21 protein-coding genes are annotated in these 25304 nt (G+C 43.6%); 7 read left to right on the top strand and 14 right to left on the bottom strand.

The window, feature by feature from the left end:
* Positions 1-9: 9 nt before the first annotated feature.
* Entirely contained in the window at positions 10-1191 is a 1182-nt protein-coding gene (locus BLR32_RS16415; protein WP_176842309.1) for an outer membrane protein assembly factor BamB family protein, read from the bottom strand.
* 143 nt (positions 1192-1334) lie between these two features.
* Here BLR32_RS16415 and BLR32_RS16420 point away from each other — a divergent pair, with 143 nt between their 5' ends.
* From BLR32_RS16420 to BLR32_RS16430, 3 genes are all read left to right on the top strand, one after another.
* Positions 1335-1784 (top strand): VOC family protein, encoded by a 450-nt coding sequence (locus BLR32_RS16420; RefSeq protein ID WP_089833645.1) that lies wholly within the window; start codon positions 1335-1337, stop codon positions 1782-1784.
* Positions 1785-1991: 207 nt separating this feature from the next.
* Positions 1992-2924: a GlxA family transcriptional regulator gene (locus tag BLR32_RS16425; protein ID WP_176842310.1), complete on the top strand. Its 933-nt coding sequence runs from the start codon at positions 1992-1994 to the stop codon at positions 2922-2924.
* Positions 2925-2990: 66 nt separating this feature from the next.
* The gene (locus tag BLR32_RS16430; RefSeq protein WP_089833650.1) at positions 2991-3761 is read left to right on the top strand and encodes a DJ-1/PfpI family protein; all 771 of its coding nucleotides are present in this window, start codon (positions 2991-2993) and stop codon (positions 3759-3761) included.
* A 21-nt stretch (positions 3762-3782) separates the two neighbouring features.
* Here the strand turns inward: BLR32_RS16430 and BLR32_RS16435 are convergent, their stop codons facing one another.
* Entirely contained in the window at positions 3783-4232 is a 450-nt protein-coding gene (locus BLR32_RS16435; protein WP_089833652.1) for a cupin domain-containing protein, read from the bottom strand.
* Between the two features lie 355 nt (positions 4233-4587).
* Between BLR32_RS16435 and BLR32_RS34350 the strand changes: the two genes are divergently transcribed.
* Positions 4588-4743, top strand: a complete 156-nt coding sequence (locus BLR32_RS34350) for a hypothetical protein (protein ID WP_245705453.1) — start codon at positions 4588-4590, stop codon at positions 4741-4743.
* Between the two features lie 18 nt (positions 4744-4761).
* Here the strand turns inward: BLR32_RS34350 and BLR32_RS34550 are convergent, their stop codons facing one another.
* Complete coding sequence (locus BLR32_RS34550) at positions 4762-5025, bottom strand: hypothetical protein (RefSeq protein WP_317042835.1); 264 nt, start codon at positions 5023-5025, stop codon at positions 4762-4764.
* Positions 5026-5121: 96 nt separating this feature from the next.
* On the opposite strand from BLR32_RS34550, the gene BLR32_RS16450 reads away from it, so the two are divergent.
* On the top strand, positions 5122-5517 hold the full coding sequence (locus BLR32_RS16450) for a hypothetical protein (protein ID WP_089833654.1): 396 nt from the start codon (positions 5122-5124) through the stop codon (positions 5515-5517).
* 137 nt (positions 5518-5654) lie between these two features.
* Entirely contained in the window at positions 5655-6893 is a 1239-nt protein-coding gene (locus tag BLR32_RS16455; RefSeq protein ID WP_089833656.1) for an epoxide hydrolase family protein, read from the top strand.
* A gap of 97 nt (positions 6894-6990) precedes the next feature.
* On the opposite strand, the gene BLR32_RS16460 is transcribed toward BLR32_RS16455, so the two are convergent.
* The 4 genes from BLR32_RS16460 to BLR32_RS16475 form a co-directional block, all read right to left on the bottom strand.
* Positions 6991-8496, bottom strand: a complete 1506-nt coding sequence (locus BLR32_RS16460) for a right-handed parallel beta-helix repeat-containing protein (RefSeq protein ID WP_089833658.1) — start codon at positions 8494-8496, stop codon at positions 6991-6993.
* A gap of 131 nt (positions 8497-8627) precedes the next feature.
* Positions 8628-13514: a PKD domain-containing protein gene (locus BLR32_RS16465; protein ID WP_089833660.1), complete on the bottom strand. Its 4887-nt coding sequence runs from the start codon at positions 13512-13514 to the stop codon at positions 8628-8630.
* A 710-nt stretch (positions 13515-14224) separates the two neighbouring features.
* Complete coding sequence (locus BLR32_RS16470; RefSeq protein ID WP_143011493.1) at positions 14225-14536, bottom strand: hypothetical protein; 312 nt, start codon at positions 14534-14536, stop codon at positions 14225-14227.
* A 186-nt stretch (positions 14537-14722) separates the two neighbouring features.
* Positions 14723-15001 carry an RNA recognition motif domain-containing protein gene (locus BLR32_RS16475; RefSeq protein WP_089833664.1) on the bottom strand — a complete coding sequence of 93 codons (279 nt, stop codon included), beginning with the start codon at positions 14999-15001 and terminating at the stop codon, positions 14723-14725.
* Positions 15002-15214: 213 nt separating this feature from the next.
* On the opposite strand from BLR32_RS16475, the gene BLR32_RS16480 reads away from it, so the two are divergent.
* Positions 15215-15727: a hypothetical protein gene (locus BLR32_RS16480; protein ID WP_089833666.1), complete on the top strand. Its 513-nt coding sequence runs from the start codon at positions 15215-15217 to the stop codon at positions 15725-15727.
* A gap of 14 nt (positions 15728-15741) precedes the next feature.
* Here BLR32_RS16480 and BLR32_RS16485 read toward each other — a convergent pair whose 3' ends face one another.
* From BLR32_RS16485 to BLR32_RS16515, 7 genes are all read right to left on the bottom strand, one after another.
* Entirely contained in the window at positions 15742-16776 is a 1035-nt protein-coding gene (locus BLR32_RS16485) for an MBL fold metallo-hydrolase (protein ID WP_245705445.1), read from the bottom strand.
* A gap of 160 nt (positions 16777-16936) precedes the next feature.
* A complete protein-coding gene (locus BLR32_RS16490; RefSeq protein WP_089833670.1) occupies positions 16937-17479 on the bottom strand; it encodes a hypothetical protein in 543 nt (180 codons plus the stop codon).
* A 41-nt stretch (positions 17480-17520) separates the two neighbouring features.
* Entirely contained in the window at positions 17521-18234 is a 714-nt protein-coding gene (locus BLR32_RS16495; RefSeq protein ID WP_143011494.1) for a hypothetical protein, read from the bottom strand.
* A 372-nt stretch (positions 18235-18606) separates the two neighbouring features.
* Positions 18607-19578, bottom strand: a complete 972-nt coding sequence (locus tag BLR32_RS16500; RefSeq protein ID WP_089833674.1) for a DUF5007 domain-containing protein — start codon at positions 19576-19578, stop codon at positions 18607-18609.
* A 22-nt stretch (positions 19579-19600) separates the two neighbouring features.
* A complete protein-coding gene (locus tag BLR32_RS16505) occupies positions 19601-20290 on the bottom strand; it encodes a hypothetical protein (protein ID WP_089833676.1) in 690 nt (229 codons plus the stop codon).
* 19 nt (positions 20291-20309) lie between these two features.
* Complete coding sequence (locus BLR32_RS16510; protein WP_089833678.1) at positions 20310-21782, bottom strand: RagB/SusD family nutrient uptake outer membrane protein; 1473 nt, start codon at positions 21780-21782, stop codon at positions 20310-20312.
* Between the two features lie 18 nt (positions 21783-21800).
* On the bottom strand, positions 21801-25058 hold the full coding sequence (locus BLR32_RS16515; RefSeq protein WP_089833680.1) for a SusC/RagA family TonB-linked outer membrane protein: 3258 nt from the start codon (positions 25056-25058) through the stop codon (positions 21801-21803).
* Between the last annotated feature and the right edge of the window lie 246 nt (positions 25059-25304).

Genomic DNA, 25304 nt, shown 5'->3' on the forward strand with positions numbered 1-25304 from the left:
ATCCAGCGATCATTCCACTTGCAGCGCATAGAAGTAGCCATTGGTATCGCCAAAATATACTGTATGATTTTCAATAAGAGGATCTGAAAGTACAGCACCCAATGAAAGTATTTGTTTTTCTGCTTCGATGTAATCCTTCCCATAAAGCTCAAAATCCTTTCTGAAATGATCATCGTTGTCATAAAGACGGGTATATCGCGTCTTACTTTCGTCGGTTTGGAAGGTCGACTTAATCATCCCTGACTGTGCATCCACGAAATACATTTTTCCATTAAAACAGCCAAATACAATACTGCTATCCATTAATGCTGCAGTTCCATATACCCGCATATTCAGAGGCAGTGTCCACTTTATTTTACCGGAGCTCAGGCTCATACAATAAAACCGGTGGGTATCAGAAGTGCCTACGTATATGTTATCATTGTGGAGAAATGGCGTTGCAATAACCCAGCTACCTCTCTCTTTCATATTCCAATTGCCGGTACCGGTCTTTATATCAAGTGCATAAATATTGTAATCACGGCTCCCGAATACAACAGTATTGTTATGAACAAGGGCCGCTTTTTGCACTTCTCCTTTTGGAAAATTGGCATCTCCGACGGTTTTAAATTTCCATATCAGCTTCCCGGTTTTGGCGCCCAGGGCATAAAAGCAACCGTCATAACTCCCAATAAGGAGTGTATCATTTTTGAAAGCGGGTGAGGCATGTACTATCCCATTTGTCTTGTAACGCCATACCATCTTTCCTGATTCAACCCTGATAGCATAAACCGTACTGTCCCCACTTCCAAAATAAGCAATACCATCGTGAATAACAGGAGAGGAAAGGTAGTAATCCCATAAATCATATCGCTGTTCTCCCTTCGTTTTAAAAGTCCATAACAGGCTTCCTTTATTTCTATCAAGCGCATAGATATTTCCATCGGTACTTGAGAACAGTACCTTATTATCCTGTATGGCAGGAGATGAATTTACCTGCCCCTTTGTTGTATATTTCCATATCAGTTCCCCCGAATTTTTCCTGACAGCATACAGGTTCATATCACTGCTTCCGAAGTAAATATTATCCCCGCTAATCACCGGTGAAGAATATACGGCTGACCCTGTACTAAATTTCCATAATAAAGAATGCTGCGCCTGAGATAGAAAAGTGTGCAATGTGGCGAAGAGAAATGCGATCAGTCGTTTCACAAGTATAATTATTTTGAATACAAATTAATTATGTTGTAAGATAAATGAAAAAAAATCTGTTTCTTTATTTTTAATCCCAGGGGACAACAAAATTAGCTGCATCGCATTCTTCAAATAGGTCATCACAATTTAAAACGTAAATAATGGCAACTGTAAATGTCTATTTAACCTTTAATGGTAATTGCGAAGAAGCCTTTAATTTTTACAAGTCTGTATTCGGTGGTGAGTTCCCGTATATCGGACGATTTGGGGAAATGCCGCCAGGAGAAGACGGCAAGAAGGTGAGTGCAGAAGATGCAAACAAGATCATGCACGTATCCCTTCCCATTAGTAAAGAAACAATATTGATGGGTAGTGATACCGGCGGAGAATGGGCTTCCAATTACAAGGCAGGCAACAACTTTTCGATTTCTATAGGCGCTGATAGTCGCCAGGAAGCCGATAAGCTGTTTTCCGGTCTTTCGGCAGGGGGGCAGGTAACCATGCCGATGGGCGACACGTTCTGGGGCGCTTATTTCGGAATGTTCACAGACAAGTTCGGCATCAATTGGATGGTGAATTATGATGATCCATCAAAAGTTAAACCTCAGTAAATTATTGGGCAGTTTAACTTGCTCAAAGTATTAAAAACCGTTGCAGCTGATCGTTGCAGCGGTTTTTTAATTTCGTCTGTAATCGGTCAGGTACTTACTGTCTTCTTATCAAGATCGGGGACCTGGTGCCAGATGTTTGGCGTTTACTACCACTTCGGCCATGAGATCGCTTCGCCGGATTTTCTGCCGCTTTGTTATCTTAGTATCATGGAAAAGAAGCGTGTTATATTTTTTCTGTTCGACCATGTGCATTTGATGGATCTGGCGGGAGCTGTCACGGTTTTTTATGAAGCGGGCTGCTGCGGTCATCCATATGAACTGCGATATGTGTCGCCCTATACAGCGCCGGGATCTTCTTCGGGATTAGGATTCACCCGGGTCGAGCCACTGGATGCCGTCAGCGTTCAATCTGACGATATCGTGATTGTAGCCGGTATGGACCTGTCCAAATGGGACCATTCCAATGACGGCACATGGATACCCTGGATACAACACGCTGCCGCAGCAGGAGCTACTGTATGTTCTGTTTGCACGGCTGCATTTGCATTGGCGGTGGCTGGCCTGCTGGATGGTCGTAACTGCACAACACATTGGGGCTATACAACTGCATTACAGCAACATTTTCCAAAATTGCAGGTGATAGAGAACAGGTTGTTTGTAAAGAGCGACAATATTTACACCAGCGCCGGCATCTCCACCGGTATAGACCTGGCGCTGTTCCTGGTGGAGGAACATTACGGTCCTACTTTCGCATACATGGTAGCCAAAGATATGGTGATATACATCCGGCGTGATGGAACGGCTTCCCAACACAGTATCCATCTGCAGCACCGGCAGCATATCAACCATCAGATACACGAAGTACAGGATTACATCACTCATCATCTGCACACAAAACTGATCATTACCGAACTGGCGACAATGGTGCATATGTCGTCACGAAATCTCACCCGCCTATTCAAATCAACCACCGGAACTACCATAGGCAATTACATCCGTGACCTGCGCGAGGAAAAGGCTATGCAACTATTAAAAGACGGCCAGAAACTGGCCTGGGTGGCCAAAACCTGTGGCATCGGCAGTACCCGGCAGCTGGGGCAACTGGCCAGGAAGACGGGAATACAGGCAAAAATGGCCTGATTAGCAGCCAGCTTGTCCTTCTTTGCACGGTATCCTCACCGTAATTTGCGCATACAATAAAACTATATGAGACATCTGTTTATCTTATTGTTATGCATGCCTTTATGGGGAATGGCACAGCAAAAGGAGGCTGACTATGTATGTCCGCCTTGCGGCCAGTGCGATGCTATTGTATACCATAAACCGGGCGTATGCCCGCACTGTGGCATGACATTGATACTCCGGGATACCGTCAAGGCATCACAACAGCAATCTTACACCATCTGCTTCTACCTCTATAATGGTACAGAGGTATTGGATTTTGCGGGACCATTGGAAGTATTTTCCTATGCAGGGTTTAAAATTTTCACAGTAGGTAAAACGAAGGCACCTGTGACGGTACAAGGTATATTAAAAGTAAACCCTGACTATAGCATACAGGATGCGCCGCCGGCAGACATCTTTGCCATATTCGGCGGAGATGACGATGTGGCTGCAGGCGATCCCGAAGTGATCAACTGGATCAAAAGCCGCGATAGCAGTACTAAAGCTTACTTCTCTGTGTGTACAGGGGCATTTGTGCTGGGTGCTGCCGGCTTACTCGACAATCTCACAGTAACGACCTTTCACAACAGCATACAGTCGTTGCAGAAGGCCGTACCCTCGGCCAAAGTGCTGGCCAATGTTCGCTATGTAGATAATGGACGTATCATCACCACTGCTGGGATCTCCGCAGGCATAGACGGCGCTCTGCATCTGGTGGCAAAGCTGAGGGGAGAAGCCGAGGCACTGCGTATTGCCAGGCATATGGAATATGACAAGTATGTGCCAGCGCAGGGATTGGTCGTGAAACATTAATTGACGCAGTAATCAACGTCGTTATTTAGCCTTGGGTGTCTTTTCCGTTTTCCATTTTATAACATGGTACTCAGCTTTGGTTGTACCCACATTTCTGATACCATGTAATTGATTAGATGCCTGGAAAATGACAGAACCCGGACCCACACGTTTGGTGACACCGTTTACAGTCGATTCAAGTAATCCCTCTTTTATAATGATCAGTTCCTCGTCAGGATGCCGATGTGGGGGATGTGGCGCCTCGCCGGGATTCAGGGTGGTTACATGTAGCTCCAGTTCTTCCAGTGTCGGTGTGGGCGCCTGAAGGAATTGGCGCTTTTCTCCTGTTTTGGTAGGTTCTACTTTGATGTTATTCCAGTCATATATAGTGGATGATAAGACTGGCTGCTGTTGTTTATGTGCAAGAATGGCGATAGGAATGCACATAATCAGGACCGTGATGCAAACAAGGGTTATTTCCCGCTTTGTCATTGTATTGGGTTTAGGTATAATTAATTTACAAAATGTTGTTTAGAAGTAGAAGGAAAACTTAAAATGTTGATTGCTATTTAATTAAGCTGCTTTGAAAAATCCGGGTTGATCAGGAAAAACAGTTTTACATACGAAAGATAGGATTTGTATCTTCATGCACGACGAAACAGCATTACATGCAGCATTTTAACAAGCATAAAGTACTATCTTATTTCATTGGATTAACCTGGTTGATAAATGGCCTGATATGTAAAGTCCTTAACCTCGTTCCGCGGCACGGGCAGATTGTAGCCCGCATATTGGGCGAAAGTACTCAGGAACATTGACATTGATAATTGGATTTTCAGAGATTGGAATGGCCGTTTGGATATTAAGCGGGATCAAATCAAGGTTGAATGCCATTCTTCAAATGGTGGTTGTAGCAGCAATGAACATACCTGAGTTTTTTCTTGTACCCGATCTGCTGCTATGGGGCAGATTGAATGCCTGTTTGCATTTTTGTTTATTCTGATTATTTACTACACAGAATTTAAACTAAACCCCCGTCAGACATAATACCTATGTTTTCAGCGCTTAAGAACCATCCTTTTGCTGTCAGTGCATTTTTTGAAAGTTCATTTGTATTGACGTTTGCCGTGCCGAAAGAACAGCTGGAGCAGTTTATCCCGGCTTGCCTTGAAATTGACACATTCAATAATAAGTATGGATTTATTGCAGTAGCCATGGTGCAGACAAAGAAGCTTCGGCCAAAGTTTTTTCCCGGATAATATTGGCTTTTTTCATTTCTATTCAAGGAAATCCTGGTTAAAACATTTCAATAATGCTGCATTGAAACTTGATCAGGAGATCAAGCTTACCCCTTTTATTTCGACTTTTATAATTTCTAAGAATGATCATCCATTTTAGGATAATTGGTGCACTTTTAATTGTACTGGCACTGAGCCATGTGGTATTCCCCAGATATTTCAAATGGGATAAAGAACTCAAGGCATTAAGTATGATCAACCGCCAGATAATGACTATTCATACGTTCTTTATTGCCCTTTCGGTCTTCCTTCTGGGCTTATTATGCCTGACTTCTTATAATGAACTTACTACTACTCCTTTTGGAAAGAGAATATCTCTGGGAATGGGAATATTCTGGTCTGTCAGGCTTTTTATTCAGTTCTTTGGATATTCATCTGAACTTTGGAAAGGCAAGCGGTTCGAAACTGTTATACATATCCTGTTTTCATTGTTATTTGGATATATGAGTGTTGTTTTTCTGGCGACATATTTTTTGTAGCATATACAGGATTTAGCTGCGAAGCAGGTAAAGGAGATCCATATGAGCTGTTTAGTAAAAAACATTGAGCCAAATGGAACATTAGAAATGTAGTTAGTACTGTTATTTCACAAAAATAACAAGCACTAATGGAATCAATGAAGAAGAATTTCCCCGGTATAACGGATAATGGACATCAGATATTTCAACTACCAACAGCAACTGAATCTATAACCCCCTTTGAATTACATGTGCCACAGGCAGCAATTGATGATCTTCGTCTGAGACTAAGTCAGATCAGATGGCCAGATCGTGAAATCGTCAACGATTGGTCTCAGGGTGTTCCATTATCAGCTGCAAAGGCATTGGTTGATTACTGGATGAACAATTATGACTGGCGAAAGTTTGAAGCACATTTAAATCGTTTCCCTCAATTTCGTACACTTATCGATGGCGTAGGGATTCATTTTATCCATGCCCGTTCGCCTCACCCCGAAGCCTTACCCATTCTCCTCACACATGGATGGCCTGGTTCATTGGTTGAATTTCTGGGAGTCATAGATCGTTTAACTGACCCTACAAAGTTTGGTGGAAGTGCTAAAGATGCATTTCATGTAGTTATACCATCGATACCGGGTTATGGTCTGTCAGATAAACCAACCACACTGGGTTGGAACCCGCTGCGTATCGCACGTGCATGGACTGTATTGATGCAGGAAAAACTGGGATATACGCAATGGGTGGCTCAGGGTGGCGACTGGGGTTCTGCCATCACACACGCGTTAGCTGGTGAGCGCCCTCAGGGATTGCTGGCAGCGCATGTAAATCTACCCTTAGTTGTTCCTACCACCTACCCGGATAATCCGAGCGCTGAAGAGCAAGCGGCCATCAGGGATATTGAATACTACCTGAATCAAATGTCTGGTTACGCAGATCAAATGAATACACGTCCACAGACAATCGGCTATGCGCTGAACGACTCACCACTGGCACTTGCCATGTGGATGTACGAAAAATTCTGGGAGTGGACAGATAATCAGGGCCAACCGGAAGATGCATTAACAAAAGATCAGATGCTGGATAATATCTCGCTTTATTGGTTTACCGGCACAGGAACTTCCAGTGCCCGCCTATATTGGGAAGGTGTAGGAAGTACTATCAGAAATGCAGGCTTCTTTTCTGCGTCTCGTGCAACTTCCGATAAAATAACACTCCCAATGGGAGCTAGTATTTTCCCTGGTGAAACATTCCATGCTCCGCGTGCCTGGGCAGAAGCTGCCTGGCCAGACTTATTTTATTGGAATGAGGTAGACAAGGGTGGACATTTTGCTGCCTTTGAACAGCCGGAGATCTTTGCAAAGGAGATGTATAAGGCTTTCCGGTCATTCCGGGCCTAAACTGAAAGAGGGCATCTCAGAAAATTGAGACGCCCTCTTTTGCCAACATGCCCTAAGGCAATATACTTTCGATTATCATTAAGTGTGCAATAAATGTTTATTGCTGATAAGCCCCCATACTACTAACACCGTTCTTCACCAGCGGCAGACCATCTTTATCCAGTTGCGTAGCATCTTTAATCACACTAACATCCGCGATATTACGGGAAGGACTACCACTCTGCAGATGGAAATCACTTGCGCTTACGAATAAAGGGTCCTTATTAATGGAATGTGCATCCTGTTTAGCACCTGACTGATAAGTGGCGAAGCTTGAATAGCTTTTGCCTGCCCATTGTACAGACACAGTGCCTGTGGGTGTAAACCAGGTATTGTAGTCAAAGCGGTTATTCTGCTGAGGACTGATAGATTCTACATAAAAAAGCAATTTCGCATTCGTGTAAAACACATTATTAGAAATAACGCAATTAGATGCCTTGGTCATTGCGATTTCTCCGGAAGATGCGGCCGTGCTATTCCTATAGAAAGTATTATTGATAATAGTTGCATTAAGTACCTGTCCGCTGGTACCTGAGTTGTAACCGCCTAATGCCAGACCTGTTTCCTTATTACCCTGCAGCACGTTTGCCACTACGGTGATATTGGAAGCAGAGCCATTTTCTTCAGCGCCTACTTCGATGCCGTAACCGTTGCCTTTGCAGAAGTTCCTTTCAATTTTGATATCACGTGCGCCATCTACATAAATACCAGCGCTGGTAGCATAATCAGCAACATTGTCATAACAGTTGTTCTGACTTACAACACCGTTACGGGCCTGATCAAGGGTGGCTGTGCTGCTTACGCCGTAATTACCAATCAAAGCAATACCAATGTTAGTGTTGTTGTACACTTCACAATGGGTGATGCGGAAACCATCGATGTTACCATCGAGAGAAATAGCCTCGCTGTAACCGGTGATGTTGTTGAATACTTTACAGCTGTCAATACGGATGTTGCTAACAGCATTCGTTTGTGCCTTACCTTCTCCATAGACGATAATACCTTGTGCATTATCATTGTCTCCCGGAGTTTTGGTGCGGTCCGTAGTCCATGCTACTTCAGATACGTTGACATGATTCAGCTCAATGTCTGTCACACTACCCGTTGATGTAGCGGTGATCAGGATACCCTGGGCATCTTTTTTAGTTACCTTACCAACGTTCAGGCCATAGAGACGGATATGGCTCTGGTTTTCAATCGTTACAATGGCACTATTGGCACCGCCCTGCTGGATATAGGCAGGAGCATCAGGTGAACCACTGAAAGTAATCGGTTGTTCGGCTGTTCCGGAAACATTGATTTCCAATTGCTGCTGGTAGACGCCACCTGCCAGATGCACTGTTGTTCCTGCTTTGGCAAGGTTAGCTGCTTTTTGAATAGTTTTAAAAGCTTTTTCCGGTGATTTACCGTCATTGTTGTCACTGCCAGTTGGGCTTACATAATAATCCTGGACTGCAGCAGGGGCTGCAGCGGATAAATCGGCATTGTTTTCAAGTTGTTCCAGGTTTTTCGAACAGGACATGAAAACGATAGCACAGGATGCTACAAAGAATACTGGTTTCATAATGGTTAATTGTTAATCTAACACTAACGCGCGGGAAGCGTGATAAAGTATATGCGCTATCTGTTAAATTAACCTAAACCTGCAGACCGGCTGCTAATTCATTCGAGACCAGGGAATTGAAGGAACACTACCTACCTCACTATCGTTACCGTACCGTTGAACATAAATGTTCCTCCTTCCTCACAGATAGTCTCTATCGAATATACATAGGTACCGATTGGCGCCACCTGGTTCTTCCATGTTCCATCCCAACCCGCAGTCTGCGTATTGATCTGGAAATGCCTTCTCTCAAACACCAGGCTTCCCCATCTGTCATATACCCGCATAGATACTACTTCTTTTACTCCACGTCCCTTAGGATAGAACCATTCATTCTTTCCATCCCTGTTGGGTGAAAAGGCGGTAGGGAGGAATACAGCGTCCTGACTACAGAGCAGCTTCAGCGAAAACTCGTCTGTAGCCTTACAGCCGTAATTGTTCTCCACCTCTACTTTATAGATCGTAGAAAGGTTCGGCAAAGCTTCCGGTGTCTGGCAGGTGGTACAACTCAGGTATTCCGCCGGAGACCATGTCCATTTTACGATATCCGGACTACCCGTTGTGCGGAGTGTAAGTGGCCTGCCCGCAGTTACTGTACGATCAGGTCCGGCGTCAATAGAAGGAGCGGGATGCACCGTTACAGTCAGCGAAGTATCGCGCGAGAAGCAGCCCTCATCATCGTAAGCAGTCACCTCATAAGTATAAGTACCTGCTGTTGCGATGGTAGCATTCGGAGTAGGGCTGTTAACATCATCCAATCCCTGCCCTTTCCAGACATATTTATCTGCGCCGGATACTCTTAACGGCACGAGGCCCGGACATGCTGCAGTATCCGGTGTGGCTTGTATGGTGAAGGGTTGTGCTACCTGGATGCTTACCTCTCCGGTGTCACTGCAGCCGTTGGCGTCCGTCACAGCAACCTGGTAAGTTGTATTGACATCAGGCGTTGCAAGAGGGGACGACGCTGTTGGATTGCTGAGGTTTGTGGCTGGTGACCACTGATAAGTAACACCACCACTTGCACTCAGTGTGGTGCTTGACCCCAGGCATATAACATTAGACGCGGTAGTAGCATTGGCCACCGGTTTAGGTACTATATTGATGCTGTGATATGCTGTGTCGGTACAGCCATTACTGCTGGTAGCGATAAGGATCACATCTGAAGGGCCGGTATTGCTGTAGGTCTGATCAGCAGGTTGCTGTATGTTGGCAGAGCTTCCATTGCCAAAGGTCCAGTTCCAGATAATATCAGGAGCCGTAGTTATATTTCCCTTGAAGCTTACAGGGGCTTCCTGACAGGCCTGCGAAGGACCAGTGATAGACACCGCAGGTTTAGGATAAACAGTAACGGTTTTACTCACCGACTCTACACAGCCGTAGGCAGTTGTAGTGGTGAGCGTGAAGTTGTAGTCCTTTGGTTTATCCAGATAGAAGCGGGGTGTAGCAGAAGTATCATTTTCAGCACGAATACCTGGCTCGTATGTCCATTTGTATTTTGCTGCTTTTTTTAGCTGGTCAATAGAGAAGCTGTTGAATTTCGGTGTAAAAGATACCCAGCCCTCGCCACAGACAAATTGCGGTGATGACGTCATTTCCACTTCCAGTTTATCTATCACGATAGGATCAGTCAGGAAGGCTGCTCCTTTACAACCTGCTGAATCGGAGAGTATGAGCCGTGGCTGGTAAATACCTGGATTTTTAAAGGAATGTTTAATGATGGAATCCTTTGTTTCGCTAACAATACCGTCTGTAAAGTCCCATGAAAAATTAACAGCCCAGATGGCAGATACCTTGAATTCGATGTCTTTTGTGAGGCAGCCTCCATTGGAAGAGGTAACAATCGTTCCATAAGGGCCTTTTACCTCGATTTCCTGTTCAATTATATCCTGATTACCGGCTTCGCCAATTGCTTTTAGTCTTACTTTATACCTGCCGGCATACGTGTATGTATGAGAAGGATTATCAACGGTGGAAAAGCTGCCATCACCAAAGCTCCAATAGGAGCTGGTATAATTGGTAGAAGTATTGGTGAATTTGGCAACAACCGGCGGACATCCACTATTATTCACGAAGGAAGTGGTGACTTTAAAGCTGGCGCCAACGGTAGAGACCTTGATCTGTTGTTGAGCGGTGTCGATACAGCCATTATTGTCTCTTACGAGCAGCGTCACTGTATACACACCCTTTTTAGGATAGTTCTTGGTTGGACTCTTTTCTGTGGAGGTAGTATTATCTCCGAAGGCCCAATAATAATTGGGAATACCACCGGTTTCAGTCGTATAATTATAGAATTGTACATCGCCGCCTGGCGGTATCAGTGAAGCACTTGGTTTAAAGTCTGCATTAGGGCCATTCACCTGTACCCTCGGGCCGGAAGCAGTACTGCTACAGCCATCCTGATCTGTAACGGTCAGTTTTGGATAGAAATAGCCCGACTGATTATACGTGTGTTTGAAAGGAGGTGCAGTAAATACTTTCACAGCGCTGCTATCGCCAAAATTCCATGTCCAGGTAGTTATGGGTTTGCCTTTGGAAGTATTTGTCCTGTCGGTAAATGTCAGTTCCGTACCCCGGCACTCAGGAGCAGGAATAAGGAATTTAGCCACCGGACCGTGCACGTTCACAATAATTTTATTGCTGGTATCAGGGCATCCCTGCAGGTTATAAGCTATAAAGCGGATGGTGTCAGTACCGGGTAGCAGGTTAGTGAAGAAAGTCTGCTGATAATCGCTGCCGTTGCCCTGGACAGGCGTACTGTCGGAAGATTTCCACAAATAGGACCACACATTTAAGCCATAGATATCTTTGTTGATAGCCGTCACGCTGGTGTTAAGTGTATCGCTACCACACAGCGTTGTTTTATCGGCAGTGATGGTAATGGGTGATGGTGCGTACACATTGATGGTCATAGAGTCGGAACTGGTGCATGACCCATCAGAAACAGTCAGCATCACCTGGTAGGTGCCGGTTTTGTCGTATTTGTGTTTTAAGGTACTTATTTTAGTAGTGTAGGCGTCTTGCTTTCCATCACCCCAGCTCCATTTCCAGCTGGTAATATTGCCGATGGAATTGTCATTAAAACGCATTTCCGTTCTGTTATTACAGTCGATGCGCTGTAAGCTGAAGCGAGGGAACGGATTCACCGCTGTTATATAGGCGACCTTTGTGACTTTTTCGCTGGCGCAGGTATAATTTGAAACGCTCAGCGTTACCGTATAAGTGCCTGGCTTCTTGTAGCTATGCGTCGTACTCTTAGAGCTACTTACGTCTCCAGTGTTATCTCCGAAGTCCCATGTCCATTTGTTACCGACATCTGTTATAGCATCAAAATGTACCGTGTTGTTACCACAGATCTGAGGCGCTTCGGGAGACGAGAAATCGGGTTTGGGCTGCTTGTAAACGCGGATAGCATTAGCTGATGCCAGACTTACAGATCCTTTACAACCATTCTTCGTAGTATAATTAAGCGTCACGGTGTATGTACCGTCACTGGTGTATGTATGCGATGGTGTGACCTCTGTTGATTTTGGGCTGCCATCACCAAAATCCCATTCGGAACTTACAATTGAATCACCCGGAGTAATGTAGCTGGTGAATCTGGTAGTAATCCCCACGCAGCCTTCGGGTATGTTAGCGTTAATATCGACGCGCGGTCTGGACAGGTTAACTTCCTGTTCTACTTTGCTGGAGCAACCAGCTGTACTGGTTGCGGTGAGTCTAATATTATAAGTTCCCAGGTTGTTGTAGACAACGGTGGGATTTTGCTGAGTGGATGATTGTCCATTGCCAAAATCCCAGCTCCAGCTGTTGGCGCCCTGCGATTTATTGGTCAGGTTTACCGTAACAGGCGCATCGCAGATCGGTTTTATATCAGTCGCGAAGTCGACCGTTGGGGCGGCTGTCACCACAATATCTTTAGTTATTGTTTCCTGGCATGGACCATAGTCGGCTGTCATGGTTACCTTTACCGTGCCTGTGCCTGCAGGCTGATAAGTAGCCGTGGCCCCGTTTGCGGTGATGGTGCCTTTATCGACGCTCCACGTCACTTTATCGGCCTGTGGTGTGTTGAGTGCCGTAAAGGAGGCTGAGCTGTTCTCACAGATATTGGGAGGCAACTGGAAGTCTGATTTAAAAGTAGCCACATTGATATCTTCGGATGTTGTGGTATCAATACATCCTTTATCGCTGGTGACAGTGAGCTTTATCTTGTAAACACCTTTGGCTGAATAGCTATGCGGAGCCGGATTAGCACCTGAAGCAGTGCTGCCATCGCCGAAGTCCCATTGATAGGAAAGATTACCAGGGCCGGTGGTGGTATTGTTAATGGTCACTGCGGAAGAGGTGGCGCACAGGAGTTTATCAGACACGTCAAATTTGGCATTCAGCGCTCCCGCTACGTTTACAATTTTACTGATCCGTTTTGATGCCGTACACCCATTACTATTAGTGATGGTAAGGGTAACTGTAGGCGATAATACATTATTATATGTATGCACGGGGTTGCTACCCGAGCCGAGAACGCCATCGCCGAAATCCCAGCTGTAGGCAGTGATGGTGCCATCTACAGGGTTTGATTTATCATTGAAGGTAACGGCTAGCGGCATACAGCCACTGGCAGGGTTGGCAGTGAAATCCGGTTGGGGTTTTGCCCATACAGTAACAGTCTTTGTTACACTGCTGGTATTACCTGCAGCATTTTTTACAGTTAGCGTTACATTATAAGTGCCAGGTGAAGTGTAGGTAGCGCTGGGGCTTTGCTCCGTAGAAATGAAACCGTTACCCAAATCCCATTGCCAGGAAACAGGCCCACCGGTAGAATTATCAACAAATTGGGTAATCAGACTTTCACAATCGCTGGTCTTGGTTGGATTGAAATCCGCTTTTAATTGTGCATGAGCAATAGTACTCAATAGAAGCAAACTCCAGAGCATAGCAAATGTGAGGACATTGCCTAAAGTTGTATTGGTTTTTAGGGGCATAGCATATGGTTCGAATATGAATGTAAATAAATTCTACGTCAATGATCATAGCATGCAAGTGTTACATTATTAACGTATTACGCGGATGCTCTAACGGTAGAGCATGGTGGAATTATTAGTTAGTTGATTGCGTGTATGCAAGAGATAATGTTATTCTCATATTCTATTTAATTGTAGAATATCTGTGTTAAAAGATTTTAGTTTTCTTAGAAAATTGGCTGAAATATTGTCGCCATATAGGCCATTAGTATGTCCCATAGCGGCCCCGGCGATTTATTTTTATACTGGCTTTCCGAATACCCTTTGTTTCATTTGGCAGTTAAACTCTTCAGTTATTATATAGATTATACTTATGTTTGGAAGTAGCGCATCAACGAATCACATAACGTAAAATCCCATGTACATGAAATCTCTATCAAAAAGCATTCCGTCTGAGCTTCAGCGTTTAACTTTTATTGTTATACTGCTTTACCTGCCTGCAAAACTGTAAGCCTAAAAGAGAATGGGCAGGTGGCTGGCGCATTTCTGACCACTATTCATGATATGATGAAAATGGGAGAGGCTGATACAGATGGGGAAGATTGTACCAGAGAACAAGTGGCAGGCGATGTGGACGGCATGTTACCGGACTGCCCGGCGTGCCCGACGTCGTAGGTTGATTATTTTGATACTATGGATTAACCTTTGTTAACTGGTAGATATTCGTTTTCCTAAATGTAGCTGCGTACTTCGGTTCGGTACAAGAATTCCTGAAGGGAATATTTGATTGTATACTCAACTTTTTTATTAAGCCAGTCAATTGTAGGCACATGTCTGTTTGTCAAAAGATATTCCATAGCCTTGCTATGCAGCTTTTGCCTGAGGTTATCTACATATTTGCGGATCCAGGATTGGATACTGTCTTCATTATTCAGTTTGTTGACATGTTTAATTGCATGAAGGAATTCCATATAGGTAGAGTTGACAGAGGCATGTGCCACTTCTTCAAAGTTCTTTAGCAGGATGTCATGATTGTTGTACATAAACTTCATTTTAGGATTTACCGGAATTTTGAATAGCTTATAAATTCTCTACTGATGGGTAAAACGGCATTTTCGTCAGTATTCATTTCAAGGCGAAATAAACTTTTGTTGCAAATTGTTTTACTAGCTGCTGATCAACACCCATCTGATATAAGGAAAGGGTACGCCCTTTCCCTATACGTAAATTTACCAACGGTTATTATAGGACCTTGCAGGCTTTTCCTCACGAGGTCTTGCTTTATTTGCGGTCACTGCTTTTCCATCAATAGATGCTCCATTCATTTCCTGGATGGCTTTTTCTGCCTCGGCATCATTTGGCATAGTGACAAAACCAAAACCTTTGCTTCGATTGGTAAATTTGTCAATAATTACACTAGCGGAAGCTACGACGCCATATTTGGAAAACTGATTTTTCAGATCCTCACTTACAACATAAGGACTCAGATTAGATACATAAATATCCATGCCTTGAATTTTTAAAATTTTAAAATAATCGATTGAGGTAATGCAGGTGATAAAAAGAAAGCTAAAGTAAATTAACTTATTAAGTGCAGGAAAGACTCAAACTATCCTGTTGAAGGTAGGAATTATTATTTGGCTTACCTAATTTATTTCCCAGGTAATTATTGGCAGGTATTCAGCGGGTATTGTAGTGCTGTATTCGTACCTTACGCCGATATGAAGTATAATGAAGAACAAGAAATAGTCATATTAGAGAAATGCATTTCATTCCTTAATGAAATAGGTATCCAAACCTCCTTTCGAAGTCTGATGCCTGATACTTTCCTTCCTGGTTGCCATATTGAAAATGGCACTATCATTATTGATAAGAGCATGCTAAAACATCCAGGCGACATACTTCATGAGGCCGGCCATATTGCAGTGGTATCGTCGGCTGCTCGTCGGCGTTTGACAGAAAAATCTATTATTAAAAGTAAGAACCGTGAGGCAGAGGAGGTAATGGCCATCGCCTGGTCATATGCAGCCTGCATGCACCTGAAGATAGATCCTGTATTTGTTTTTCATGAGAATGGTTATAGGAATGGGAGTAGTTCCCTCATAGAAAGTTGTGAAAAAAATGAATACATAGGGATGTTTATGTTACAAAGTGTTGGAATGGCAGTAGACAGAAATGATAAAAGAAACGAAGGAACATCGCATATTCATATGAAGAGATGGCTACGCGAATAAACAACATCCCCGTCTTAGTTTACCCCTTTCCACCATTCCACAAATACCTGTTTATCATCACGCAGATCCACCAGCTGACCGATCATAGGCGTAGCGAGCGGAATATCCGTAATGGCCTTTAACCTTTGTAAAGGCTCATCCCAGGGATGGTTACCCAGTGTGAACTTAGAGGAATGCACCGGCAGCAGTCTTTTTGCCTGCAGATCTTTTGCTGCCTGCAGTACCTCTTCCGGTTGCATATGAATGTACCTCCATGCAAGGTCATACTGGCCGTTTTCAAGAATGGCAAAATCTATCGGGCCAAATTTCTTTCCTATCTCTGCAAAGTGAGTATCATAACCACTATCACCTCCTATGTAGATCTTCATAGTCGGCGTTTGCAATACATAAGACTGCCAAAGTGTATTGTTCCGGGCAAAGGTCCTGCCTGAAAAATGGCGGGTAGGGGCTGTATGTACAATAAATCCATTCCCCAGATCCACATCCTGCCACCAATCCGTTTCTATGATCCGGTCAGGTGCATAGCCCCACCTTTCGAAATGCTCTCCAACGCCCAGTCCGCAGATCACTTTGCCAACCTTATCCTTTAGTGCGAGGATGGTCTTATAGTCCAGGTGATCGTAATGGTCATGTGATATGAACAGGTAATCTATTTTCGGAAATTCGTCAACCGTATAAATATCAGCACCTTTAAATGCCTTAGTCCCTCCGGGAATAGGAGAGGCGCTGCCGGAAAGTACAGGGTCTACCAGGAAGCGTTTTCCGCCTGCCTGTATAAAATAGGAAGAGTGGCCAAACCAGACCAGTACATCCTGCTCTGGCCTAAGCGCTAACAGATCAGTCTTTACAGAGGGCAACGAATCCACGGGGCGCAAACGCAAGCGCTTTTTGAACATAAAATCATATAAAACACCTCCCATGCTGTATCCCTCCGAAAGTTGCGGCGTGTTGTGAATGTTCTGGAACTGCCCGTCTTTATAATGCGGTGATTGTCTGATCAATTCTAATCTCTTTCCCGAAGGCTTTTTCCCGAATAGTGGATGTCTCATATATATTAACACTGTGATTATCAATAGCAATAGTATGGCAAGTGCTATTTTCAGGCATTTGATAGTTATCCTGATTAATTTCTTCATACGTATTTAGTGACGAATGAGGAGAATGGATATTTTAGGGGAGTGAAAATATTTTTCTGCAGTATTCCATTATTTATGGCTTCTTCCTGCTCTTATCGCCCTGCCAAACACCACCATACTTATATATATACTGCGAAAACGTATCCCTGGTGCCTTCCTTGAGTTTTTTCGAGATTGCGGCGAATGGAGTTAAATGTCTGTATTCAACAACATAATTAACATAAGCCTTGTCAGGCTCAGACGTGGCCTCGACCTTCAGAAGAGAAACAAAAAACGGATATCCTAAAAGAACACGTTGAACGCCATCAACCCTCTCATTTTCCGGAGTAGGGAAGAAAAATGGTCTGGCCTCCGGAGTGAAAAAGATAAGCTGTCCGGTAGAATCAGTAGCTTTCTTATTTAACTGTACCATGCCATTATTCACCAAAATAGGTAGGTATAAGCTATCGACAAGGGAACTGTCCTTCGTACGTATGCGTGCCCAGGCCGTATCAGGATTGTGTAATTGTATTGCAGCGATGGCTTCTTCGCGGGAAGGCTTTTCTATCAGAAACCGGCAGGAGGGCAAAAGAGCGCAGAGCGTAGCAATGGCAAACAAACGTTTTGCATTTTTCATGGTCAGGGATTATTTAAAGTTATAAAAAGAGTATGCGTGTTTTAACGCCTTTTTGCGCCCGGCGGTACCAAACCATTTTTAAAAGCTTTCCTCTGGTCTTTATTACCTAAATCCATACTGAAGTTCTCCCATTTTCCATCGGCATTTAACACCGCACAATTCCAGTCGCCATCTGCATCATCGGGGAACTGCCATAAAATATGGTAGCCCTCTTCATTGGAAAATCCTTCCTCGTCAGCCTGTAGAATGCCCTTCACTTTTTCCCAGATAAAGGATTGTGTAGTGGTGATAATAGGGTAATTATCCTCTTCCATTCCTATAGGCAATAGCCTGAAGGCATAAATAACCTGTACACGGTCAAAAAAGTCGTTCAGCCATTTAGCTGCAGTCGCCGGTTGGAAATCAAGGATGCTTGCTTTGAATTCGTCCAGCTCTTCCTTGCCCATTCCTTCGCCTGTAACTGCATCTCTCTCAATTACAGCTAACAGTTTGTTAGTTTTATTTCTTAATTCAACACGCGTCCATTTTTCTGGGGTCTCATTTTTGAGCGCGCCTAATGTGGCGCTTAGACCTTCCTCGTCTAATGCTTCTAAAATTTCGTCTAAATGAATATCTGGATTTTCTGTTCCAAGGACGCGTATATAATAACTCATGCCTGCTAAAGTAGAATGAAAGTTGTTTTCCGCCAAATAATATAATAGTGTGTAGATAGGCGAATCCCAGGTGGAGCTACCAGTAGAATCTGAATCGACCATTCGCATCGCCTTTAGAATGCCATATTCATGTTTAGTAGAATTATTTTGAAACTTGTGAATGATTTATGGACGATTGGGCAGCTGCCGAATATAATCTACAGAATAGACCCGACGAAATTTGCATCTGGTATTATAGAAACAGTATTTAGAAATTAGTTTATTTTATTGAATGGGTTAATTTTTCAGAAAATGCTGATTTTCTCAGAAAACAAACAAAAGATCAAAGATATCTCGACATTTCTGCCAGTGCCCGTAGCAGTAAGTGTATTCTTCACTTCGTTTTCGCGAATAGAAAGATCGATGCTGCCAATGAAATTATAAAGAAAAAGGGCTGCATCCTACGATACAGCCCCCTCTGAACAATTGTATTTCTTAGTTAGGATCTCTTGTTACGTGCTTCACTCTCACAGTAACCTGGTAAGTACCTTCCTGGTAGATATTAAACTGAAACCTTGGATTCGCACTATAGATCTGCTTATTATCCGGTGCGTAACCAGGATCAGCTATCACATACTGACTTGGAATACGGTAGTAGATCAGGTAACCATAAGTGCTCTGCTTTAAAGGAAACGGTGTTGTCTCGAAATTACAGGTCATTGTAGAATCTGTATACACGAGTGGGTGAAACTGAGCATAGGTGCCAAAATCACTACGGTCGCCTCTTCTGATGATCTCTCCTGCTGAAGGATTAAATGGTTTACCATATTGGTCTGTGATCTTCAGAACAATATTGGTTCCCTCATCTGAAGTCTTTACGATTGTTACATCAGGCGCCCCGATATCATAACTGGTGGTAGTACCATCCAGGAACAAGGCAGCTCCACCAGCGCCGATTACATAAGGAGCATCATCCACCAACGTAAAAGAGGCGATGTTCTTAAATGTCTTGGTGCCATTTTCATTGCTGGCCTGGATATCGAAATCGTACTTACCTAAAGGTACCTTTGTAGTAGTATTATAGAAAGTAAACGCACCAGTATGAATGTTGAAATCGAAAGGAGGTTTATTCACCAGTTGTCTTTTCTTATTCAGGAGTTCTACTGTAGTGTCAGTATCCGGGTTGAACTCACCGATCCATTCATAGCGGCTGTAGGAGGCATAGAGTGAATCTGCGTGATGTCCTGCGCTGTCCCTGATATCGAGCAGTTTGTATACAACCGGCGCACTCGAACCATCATTGCTAACCGCAACAGTTTGTTCGATCTGTCCCCGCTTTATCTCCATTGGATTATCAACATACCGTATCTGGTTACTCAGGTAGCCATTTTCTACCTTTTTACAGGCAGACGAGAGTGCAATGGCTGCAAGCAATGTATAAGCGGTAGCTTTAAAATTATTAGTCATGATAATAGAAATAAAGTAATGATTAATTGTTTAAATCCCCGAAGTAGGTGAATGTGTGATTGTTATTCAACACATGCAATACACCCGTTGTGGTGAGAATACCTGTCGTCTGACAAAGTGTTTGTAACTCCTGACCGTCCTTCAGACCAGGCAGGCCGGTAGAATCAGTTGGTACAGGATACCCATTCTCAGTAGGGATCAATTTAGTCAGGTAAATATATTTTGGTTTGGTGCTGAAAACCGTACCATCTGTATAATCAGTGGTAGGGATCAGTTGCACCAGGCGCAGTTCTCCGTCATTGGCTTTAAAGAAACGGCCAATTTCTGTGGTATTATCCCTTGTGATCTGATCTTTAAAAAGATAAGCTCTCAGGGAATCTTTCATCACGGCATAGTCAATGGAATCGAAGGTATACACGAGGTTTTCATCGTTCATTTTCACCCTCAGGTCTTCCTGTTTTTTTGTTACATAATTATTGATAGAATAATCAGTGATAGCAAAAAAAGTTCCTGATGCATTCACTTCTTCTTGCAGACCTGTTCTGTCAATTAACAATAACAGTGTATCAAATAAGGGATTTGTTTTTAAGTAGTCGTAAGTTGTCATATTCACATGCGGATTAGTAACACTACCGCCGATCGTATAATCTTTCTTACAGGAGAAGAAAACTATCGTCATTAATATGAGCGTTCCGGAAAATATCTTTTTCATACAGCTGGTTTAAATTTGATTAGAGTTTACCCTGCCAGTAAGGTGTCTGAGCAAGTGTGTAGTCGTCTTTGAACATGGCAGGGTCGATTGGCCATAACCATCCTCCTTTGTTGTACTGATCCTGGTTGAAAGACTCATTATACAGCGTCACTTTATTATTTCTTACAAGGTCGAAATAGGAATGTCCTTCAAAGAATAATTCTCTCAGGCGTTCTTCCAGTATTTCAGTAGCCAGGGCTTCACCAGCGCCATTATAATCCGGAACGCCGGCTCTTTCACGTACCTTATTCAATAATACGACTGCTTCTCCGTCACGGCCTAACTTATTCAGTGCTTCTGCTCTTAACAGCATGATATCAGCAAGCCTGAATATATTCAGGTTATTATTTAACCTCGGATCTCCTTTTGTAGAACCATCTGCATAGCTGATATTGGCATATTTGATCACCTGTCCGTTAGATGACTGCGGCTGATAGAAGAATTTTCTGTAACGGATATCGGTAGTACTATCTGCTTTATAAATATTATTTACATAGATAGTGCTTACCGGCCATTCCAGGTATGATTTACCATAGATGAAAGGTTGCATCAGTGTATTGGCAGAACCGTTGCCGCCGCCATTGATAGCGATGCCTTCGTTTTGTCCGCCATTGATATTGATCTCGAAGATGCCTTCTGCTGATTTACCGATGAATACGGATTCGTAATTTGCAGAATCTACCAGCTGGTAACCGCCCTGAGTGATCACGGTATTGGCAGCTGCTTCAGAACCCGCATAATCACCTTTCCATGCCCTTATATGTGCTTCCAATGCATAGGCGCTTCCCTTATTTGCTCTTACTGCACGTTGTCCTTCATCGGTGTAACCGAAGGACATGTTTTTTTCAGCAATGGCCACATCTGCCAGGCATTGAGCCAGTACTTCATCAGCAGTACTTCTTGGAATATTTAAAGCAGCATTGGCATCATAGTCGGGTGTAAGTTTCAAAGGCACACCACCCCATACTCTGCTCATAAAGAAATAAGTGAAAGAACGGAGGAAGTATGCTTCGCCGATGATATGAGACTTAGTGGCAGGATCAACAAATTTTGTGGAGTCGATCCCTGGTACTTTGGCAATGATCAGGTTTACCTGCTGAAGCAGTTTGTAATATTTCTGCCAGTTCCAGTAGCTGCCGCCGTTTACGTTCAAACCTGTAAAGAGGCCTAATGCAACGTTGCTGTTGCCTGAGTCATAGTTACCATTGATCAGGAATTCGCTGGCAGGAACGTCACCATACACATGCCATGTATTATCTGTGATAAGGATATTCCTCAACAGTGCATAAGCACCGGCAATGGCGGTATTCGCATCTGATTCATTGGAGAAATATGCTTCTGTGAAAGTAGAATTATGAGGCTCCAGGTCCAGTATTTTGCTGCATGATGATACTATCATGATGGAAGCCAGTAATAAGATGGTAAAACTTGTATGTAAGAGTCGTTTGTTCATGATCCTGTTTTTAAAAGATTATAGGCTGACATCCAATCCAAACGTGAATTTCTTAGGAAGCGGATAGCCACTGCCACTATATACGCCAAAAGCATCCACTTCTTCTGCATCAGGTACGTTCTTTGATTTCTGGAAGATCTTCAGGTTATCTACGAGACCATAGATACGTACACGCTTCAGATGCACTCTTTCCAGTAATGCAGGATTTAAACTATAACCCAGCGATATTTTCTTAATACGCAGGTAAGCGCCGCTTTCTACCCACTGTGAACTCACCAGTGCATATTTATAACGGGTACCCGTTACAGAGCTCAATGAAGGATACTGTGCATTATCACCTGGATTATACCAGTAGTTGATACCACTCAGATCAGGCAGAGAGTGTGTACTGATGGAGTGCAGGGGATTTGAATCACCATCATCTGTAGGTACCAGCTGAGACAATCTTCCCGCTAAGTAGTCATTGTAGATCTGACGGCCGGTAGTGAACGTACAAAAGATGTCCAGTGTAAATCTTTTATAGCTGAATGTGTTACTGAAACCACCTGTCATTTTAGGATTTGGATTACCGGTAGGCACATAGTCTGTGGCGTCCAGTACTCCATCGCCGTTAGAATCCTGCCAGATCGGATCACCACCTCTGAATGGATAACCATAGAAGTTAAGTACTGATCCCGTTACCGGATTCACAGGCACATCAGCATCAGTTTTGTAGATGCCGGTTGCTTTGAAGGTATTATACGTGTTAATAGGCTGACCTTGTCTCAATAAGTATTTATCGAGATAGATATCACGACCACCATTTGGTAATGAAGTGATGATGTTATCGTTATGGGCGATGTTTAATAGGAACTGCCATTGGAAAGGTTTGGCAGGTGCAAAGATGTTGGCAATGAACTGCATTTCCACCCCTGTATTCCTGACACCGATCGCATTGGCAGTGTTAGTGGAATAACCGGTGGTAATAGGCACTGCCAGTGTAAAGATCCCTCCATGTGTGGATTTTACGTAAGCATCTGTTACTACGCTAAAGCGTCCATTCAATAAAGTGATATCCAGACCCAGGTTAGACTGGCTTGTTTTTTCCCAGCTAAGATTTGGATTGGAAAGACCTTTATCAAAGTTAAGAGAGATAGCAGGAACACCATTATAAGTTAATGACTGGTTGGCTCCTGTGGAAGGGTTGGTGCTACCAGGGAAAGCGCCTGCGCCGATGTTGTAGGTGTTATAAGAAAGGTAGTTATCGCCACCATCCGGCTGACGACCGGTTTCACCATAACTTGCACGCAGTTTCAATAAAGTAAGCCAGTTGTTCTTGCTTTTCAGCCATGGCTCGTCGCTGATCACCCAACCTGCAGATACCGATGGGAAATAGCCCCAGCGATTGTTTCTACCAAAGCGGGAAGAGGCATCTGCGTTCATTACGGCAGATAATAAATAACGTCCTTTAAAGCCATAGTTCACACGGAAGAAACCGGTCTGGATGCCACTCTGTAACAGGTCAGTACTGGTTTCAGCAAGGTTCTTGTCCAGTACCGTAACGGTCCGGATCTGGTCATTCGGAATACCTACTGCTTTTGATATCGTAGCCCTGTACTCCATGTATTCAGTATTCTGACCTAACAGCAGGTTCAGGGTATGGTCCTTACCAAATCCGGTGGTGTATTGCAGGGCATTACTCATCAGGTAGTTGTTCCTGTTTTCCACGAAGCTGGATGCAGCACCTGTACCATCTCTTCTCACCGCACCTGGGGTGTATGAATCCGTGCGTGCGGTATGAGCCGAGTAGGATATTACTGTGTTAAAGCTGAATTTCTTAGAGATCTTCCAGTCAATTACAGGACTGATAGAGAGGTTATCATCTGAGTTACGGTCTGTCTGGTTGGTGGTATTACCAAAGATGAAAGCCGCATTGGCAGGAGATAAATATAATAATGATGAGGGTAAAGGACTGGATGCATAATAGCCACCATTAAAAGGGCCATAACCACCTGACAGATCATTGATTGATCTTGGTCTGTCTGATCTGGAATAACGGATAATGGTGTTGATATTCAGTTTGGGAGATAAATTCAGCCCTGTAGTAGTGCTGAAACTATATCTCTTAAAACCGGATTTCTTAATAATGCCCTCCTCATCGTAATAGTTAAGGGAGTACCTGTAGTTAATGAGGTTAGTGCCTCCACTTACAGAGAGATCATAGTTGCCCACCTGACCCGTTTGATAGAGCTGACCCTGATAATCATTTGCGTTGTTAAATGCAGGGTTCAGACTATCCGTCAGGATTTGAGGGATGTTCTGCAGGTTCAAATATTGTCCATAGTGCTGGATCAGCGCCATCTTTCCTCTGCGCTCTTCAGCACCGATCACTATTTTATCGAGGGTAGGCATATCGGTGATACCGTGATAGGCAGAGAAGTCAATTCTTGGTTTACCGGTAATACCACGTTTGGTAGTGATGATGATCACACCACCGGCGCCTCTTGAACCGTAAATGGCAGCAGCAGAGGCATCTTTTAAGATGTCAATACTCTGGATATCATTTACCGCAATACCCGCCAATGCGTCTGTATTTGTACCACTACCATAGTTGATAGCAGCGATATCTTCCGTGCTCTGTGGCACACCATCAATTACATATAGGGGACCACTCAAGGCACGAGCAAGGCTTGCTTTACCCTGGGCAGTGGTGAAGTCACTGTTAATATTTCTGCTCACTGCTGTGTTACCACGCATTACGACGTTGCTTCTGACGCCGGGTTCACCGGAAAAGTTCTGCACATCCAGACCAGGGGCGCGGCCTTGTAAGAGCGCATCCAGTGAGGGGGTAGGAACATCCAATAAGTTTTTAGGATTTACCGAAGTAACGGAAGCTGTTACGCTTTTGCGGGACGCCTCCTGGTAACCAATAACCACTACATCTTTAAGGTCTGTTTTATCGCGCCTTAATACAATGGCCACGTTGGCTTCTGGACTTTTCACTTTATAAGTAAAAGGCAGATACCCTACAATTGAAAACGTCAGCGTACTACCTATGTTGGCTTTAATGGTAAAGCCGCCATCTATATTTGAAACTGTACCTGCTTTGGAGTCGGAGATACTGATAGATACGCCGGGGATGAATGTCCCGTCCCCTCCATCCTTAATTGTCCCGGAAACAGTTACACGCGCATCTGTTGTGCCTTGTGCATTGACGCATATGGACATAAGGGTGAAGACGAGCGTTAATAACAATAGACTACAGCCATAGCTGTATTTTGTAAAATTAACAGTCATGAAGTAAAATTTAGTGCTTAGGATTATTACGAAATTAGCTTGGTTGATTGCCCTACTGGCATTGGTTTTAATACGGGCTTGATTAATACTTTTCCCGGTATTGTGTTGTCACTGATTTTGATTAATATAATAATATTTGCATAAACGATTCTTGAAAGGAGTACATAGCAATACCTACTGTAAAATTGCTTTACAGTGAAAATTGATCTTCATCTTTCTGTTGTGTAACGATCTGTTTTTAGCAGA

Origin of the sequence: Chitinophaga filiformis (assembly GCF_900102545.1) — a bacterium.
GTDB lineage: Bacteria > Bacteroidota > Bacteroidia > Chitinophagales > Chitinophagaceae > Chitinophaga > Chitinophaga filiformis.

Excerpts from the sequence above, each read along its gene's own strand:
- BLR32_RS16515 (WP_089833680.1), bottom strand. The coding sequence starts at position 25,058 with ATGACTGTTAATTTTACAAAATACAGCTATGGCTGTAGTCTATTGTTA.
- BLR32_RS16510 (WP_089833678.1), bottom strand. The coding sequence starts at position 21,782 with ATGAACAAACGACTCTTACATACAAGTTTTACCATCTTATTACTGGCT.
- BLR32_RS16495 (WP_143011494.1), bottom strand. The coding sequence starts at position 18,234 with ATGGTCGATTCAGATTCTACTGGTAGCTCCACCTGGGATTCGCCTATC.
- BLR32_RS16465 (WP_089833660.1), bottom strand. The coding sequence starts at position 13,514 with ATGCCCCTAAAAACCAATACAACTTTAGGCAATGTCCTCACATTTGCT.
- BLR32_RS16425 (WP_176842310.1), top strand. The coding sequence starts at position 1,992 with ATGGAAAAGAAGCGTGTTATATTTTTTCTGTTCGACCATGTGCATTTG.
- BLR32_RS16435 (WP_089833652.1), bottom strand. The coding sequence starts at position 4,232 with ATGACAAAGCGGGAAATAACCCTTGTTTGCATCACGGTCCTGATTATG.
- BLR32_RS16500 (WP_089833674.1), bottom strand. The coding sequence starts at position 19,578 with ATGACTAATAATTTTAAAGCTACCGCTTATACATTGCTTGCAGCCATT.
- BLR32_RS16430 (WP_089833650.1), top strand. The coding sequence starts at position 2,991 with ATGAGACATCTGTTTATCTTATTGTTATGCATGCCTTTATGGGGAATG.
- BLR32_RS16460 (WP_089833658.1), bottom strand. The coding sequence starts at position 8,496 with ATGAAACCAGTATTCTTTGTAGCATCCTGTGCTATCGTTTTCATGTCC.
- BLR32_RS34350 (WP_245705453.1), top strand. The coding sequence starts at position 4,588 with ATGGCCGTTTGGATATTAAGCGGGATCAAATCAAGGTTGAATGCCATT.
- BLR32_RS16505 (WP_089833676.1), bottom strand. The coding sequence starts at position 20,290 with ATGAAAAAGATATTTTCCGGAACGCTCATATTAATGACGATAGTTTTC.
- BLR32_RS16485 (WP_245705445.1), bottom strand. The coding sequence starts at position 16,776 with ATGAGACATCCACTATTCGGGAAAAAGCCTTCGGGAAAGAGATTAGAA.
- BLR32_RS16455 (WP_089833656.1), top strand. The coding sequence starts at position 5,655 with ATGAAGAAGAATTTCCCCGGTATAACGGATAATGGACATCAGATATTT.
- BLR32_RS16420 (WP_089833645.1), top strand. The coding sequence starts at position 1,335 with ATGGCAACTGTAAATGTCTATTTAACCTTTAATGGTAATTGCGAAGAA.
- BLR32_RS16490 (WP_089833670.1), bottom strand. The coding sequence starts at position 17,479 with ATGAAAAATGCAAAACGTTTGTTTGCCATTGCTACGCTCTGCGCTCTT.
- BLR32_RS16470 (WP_143011493.1), bottom strand. The coding sequence starts at position 14,536 with ATGTACAACAATCATGACATCCTGCTAAAGAACTTTGAAGAAGTGGCA.
- BLR32_RS16450 (WP_089833654.1), top strand. The coding sequence starts at position 5,122 with ATGATCATCCATTTTAGGATAATTGGTGCACTTTTAATTGTACTGGCA.
- BLR32_RS16480 (WP_089833666.1), top strand. The coding sequence starts at position 15,215 with ATGAAGTATAATGAAGAACAAGAAATAGTCATATTAGAGAAATGCATT.
- BLR32_RS16475 (WP_089833664.1), bottom strand. The coding sequence starts at position 15,001 with ATGGATATTTATGTATCTAATCTGAGTCCTTATGTTGTAAGTGAGGAT.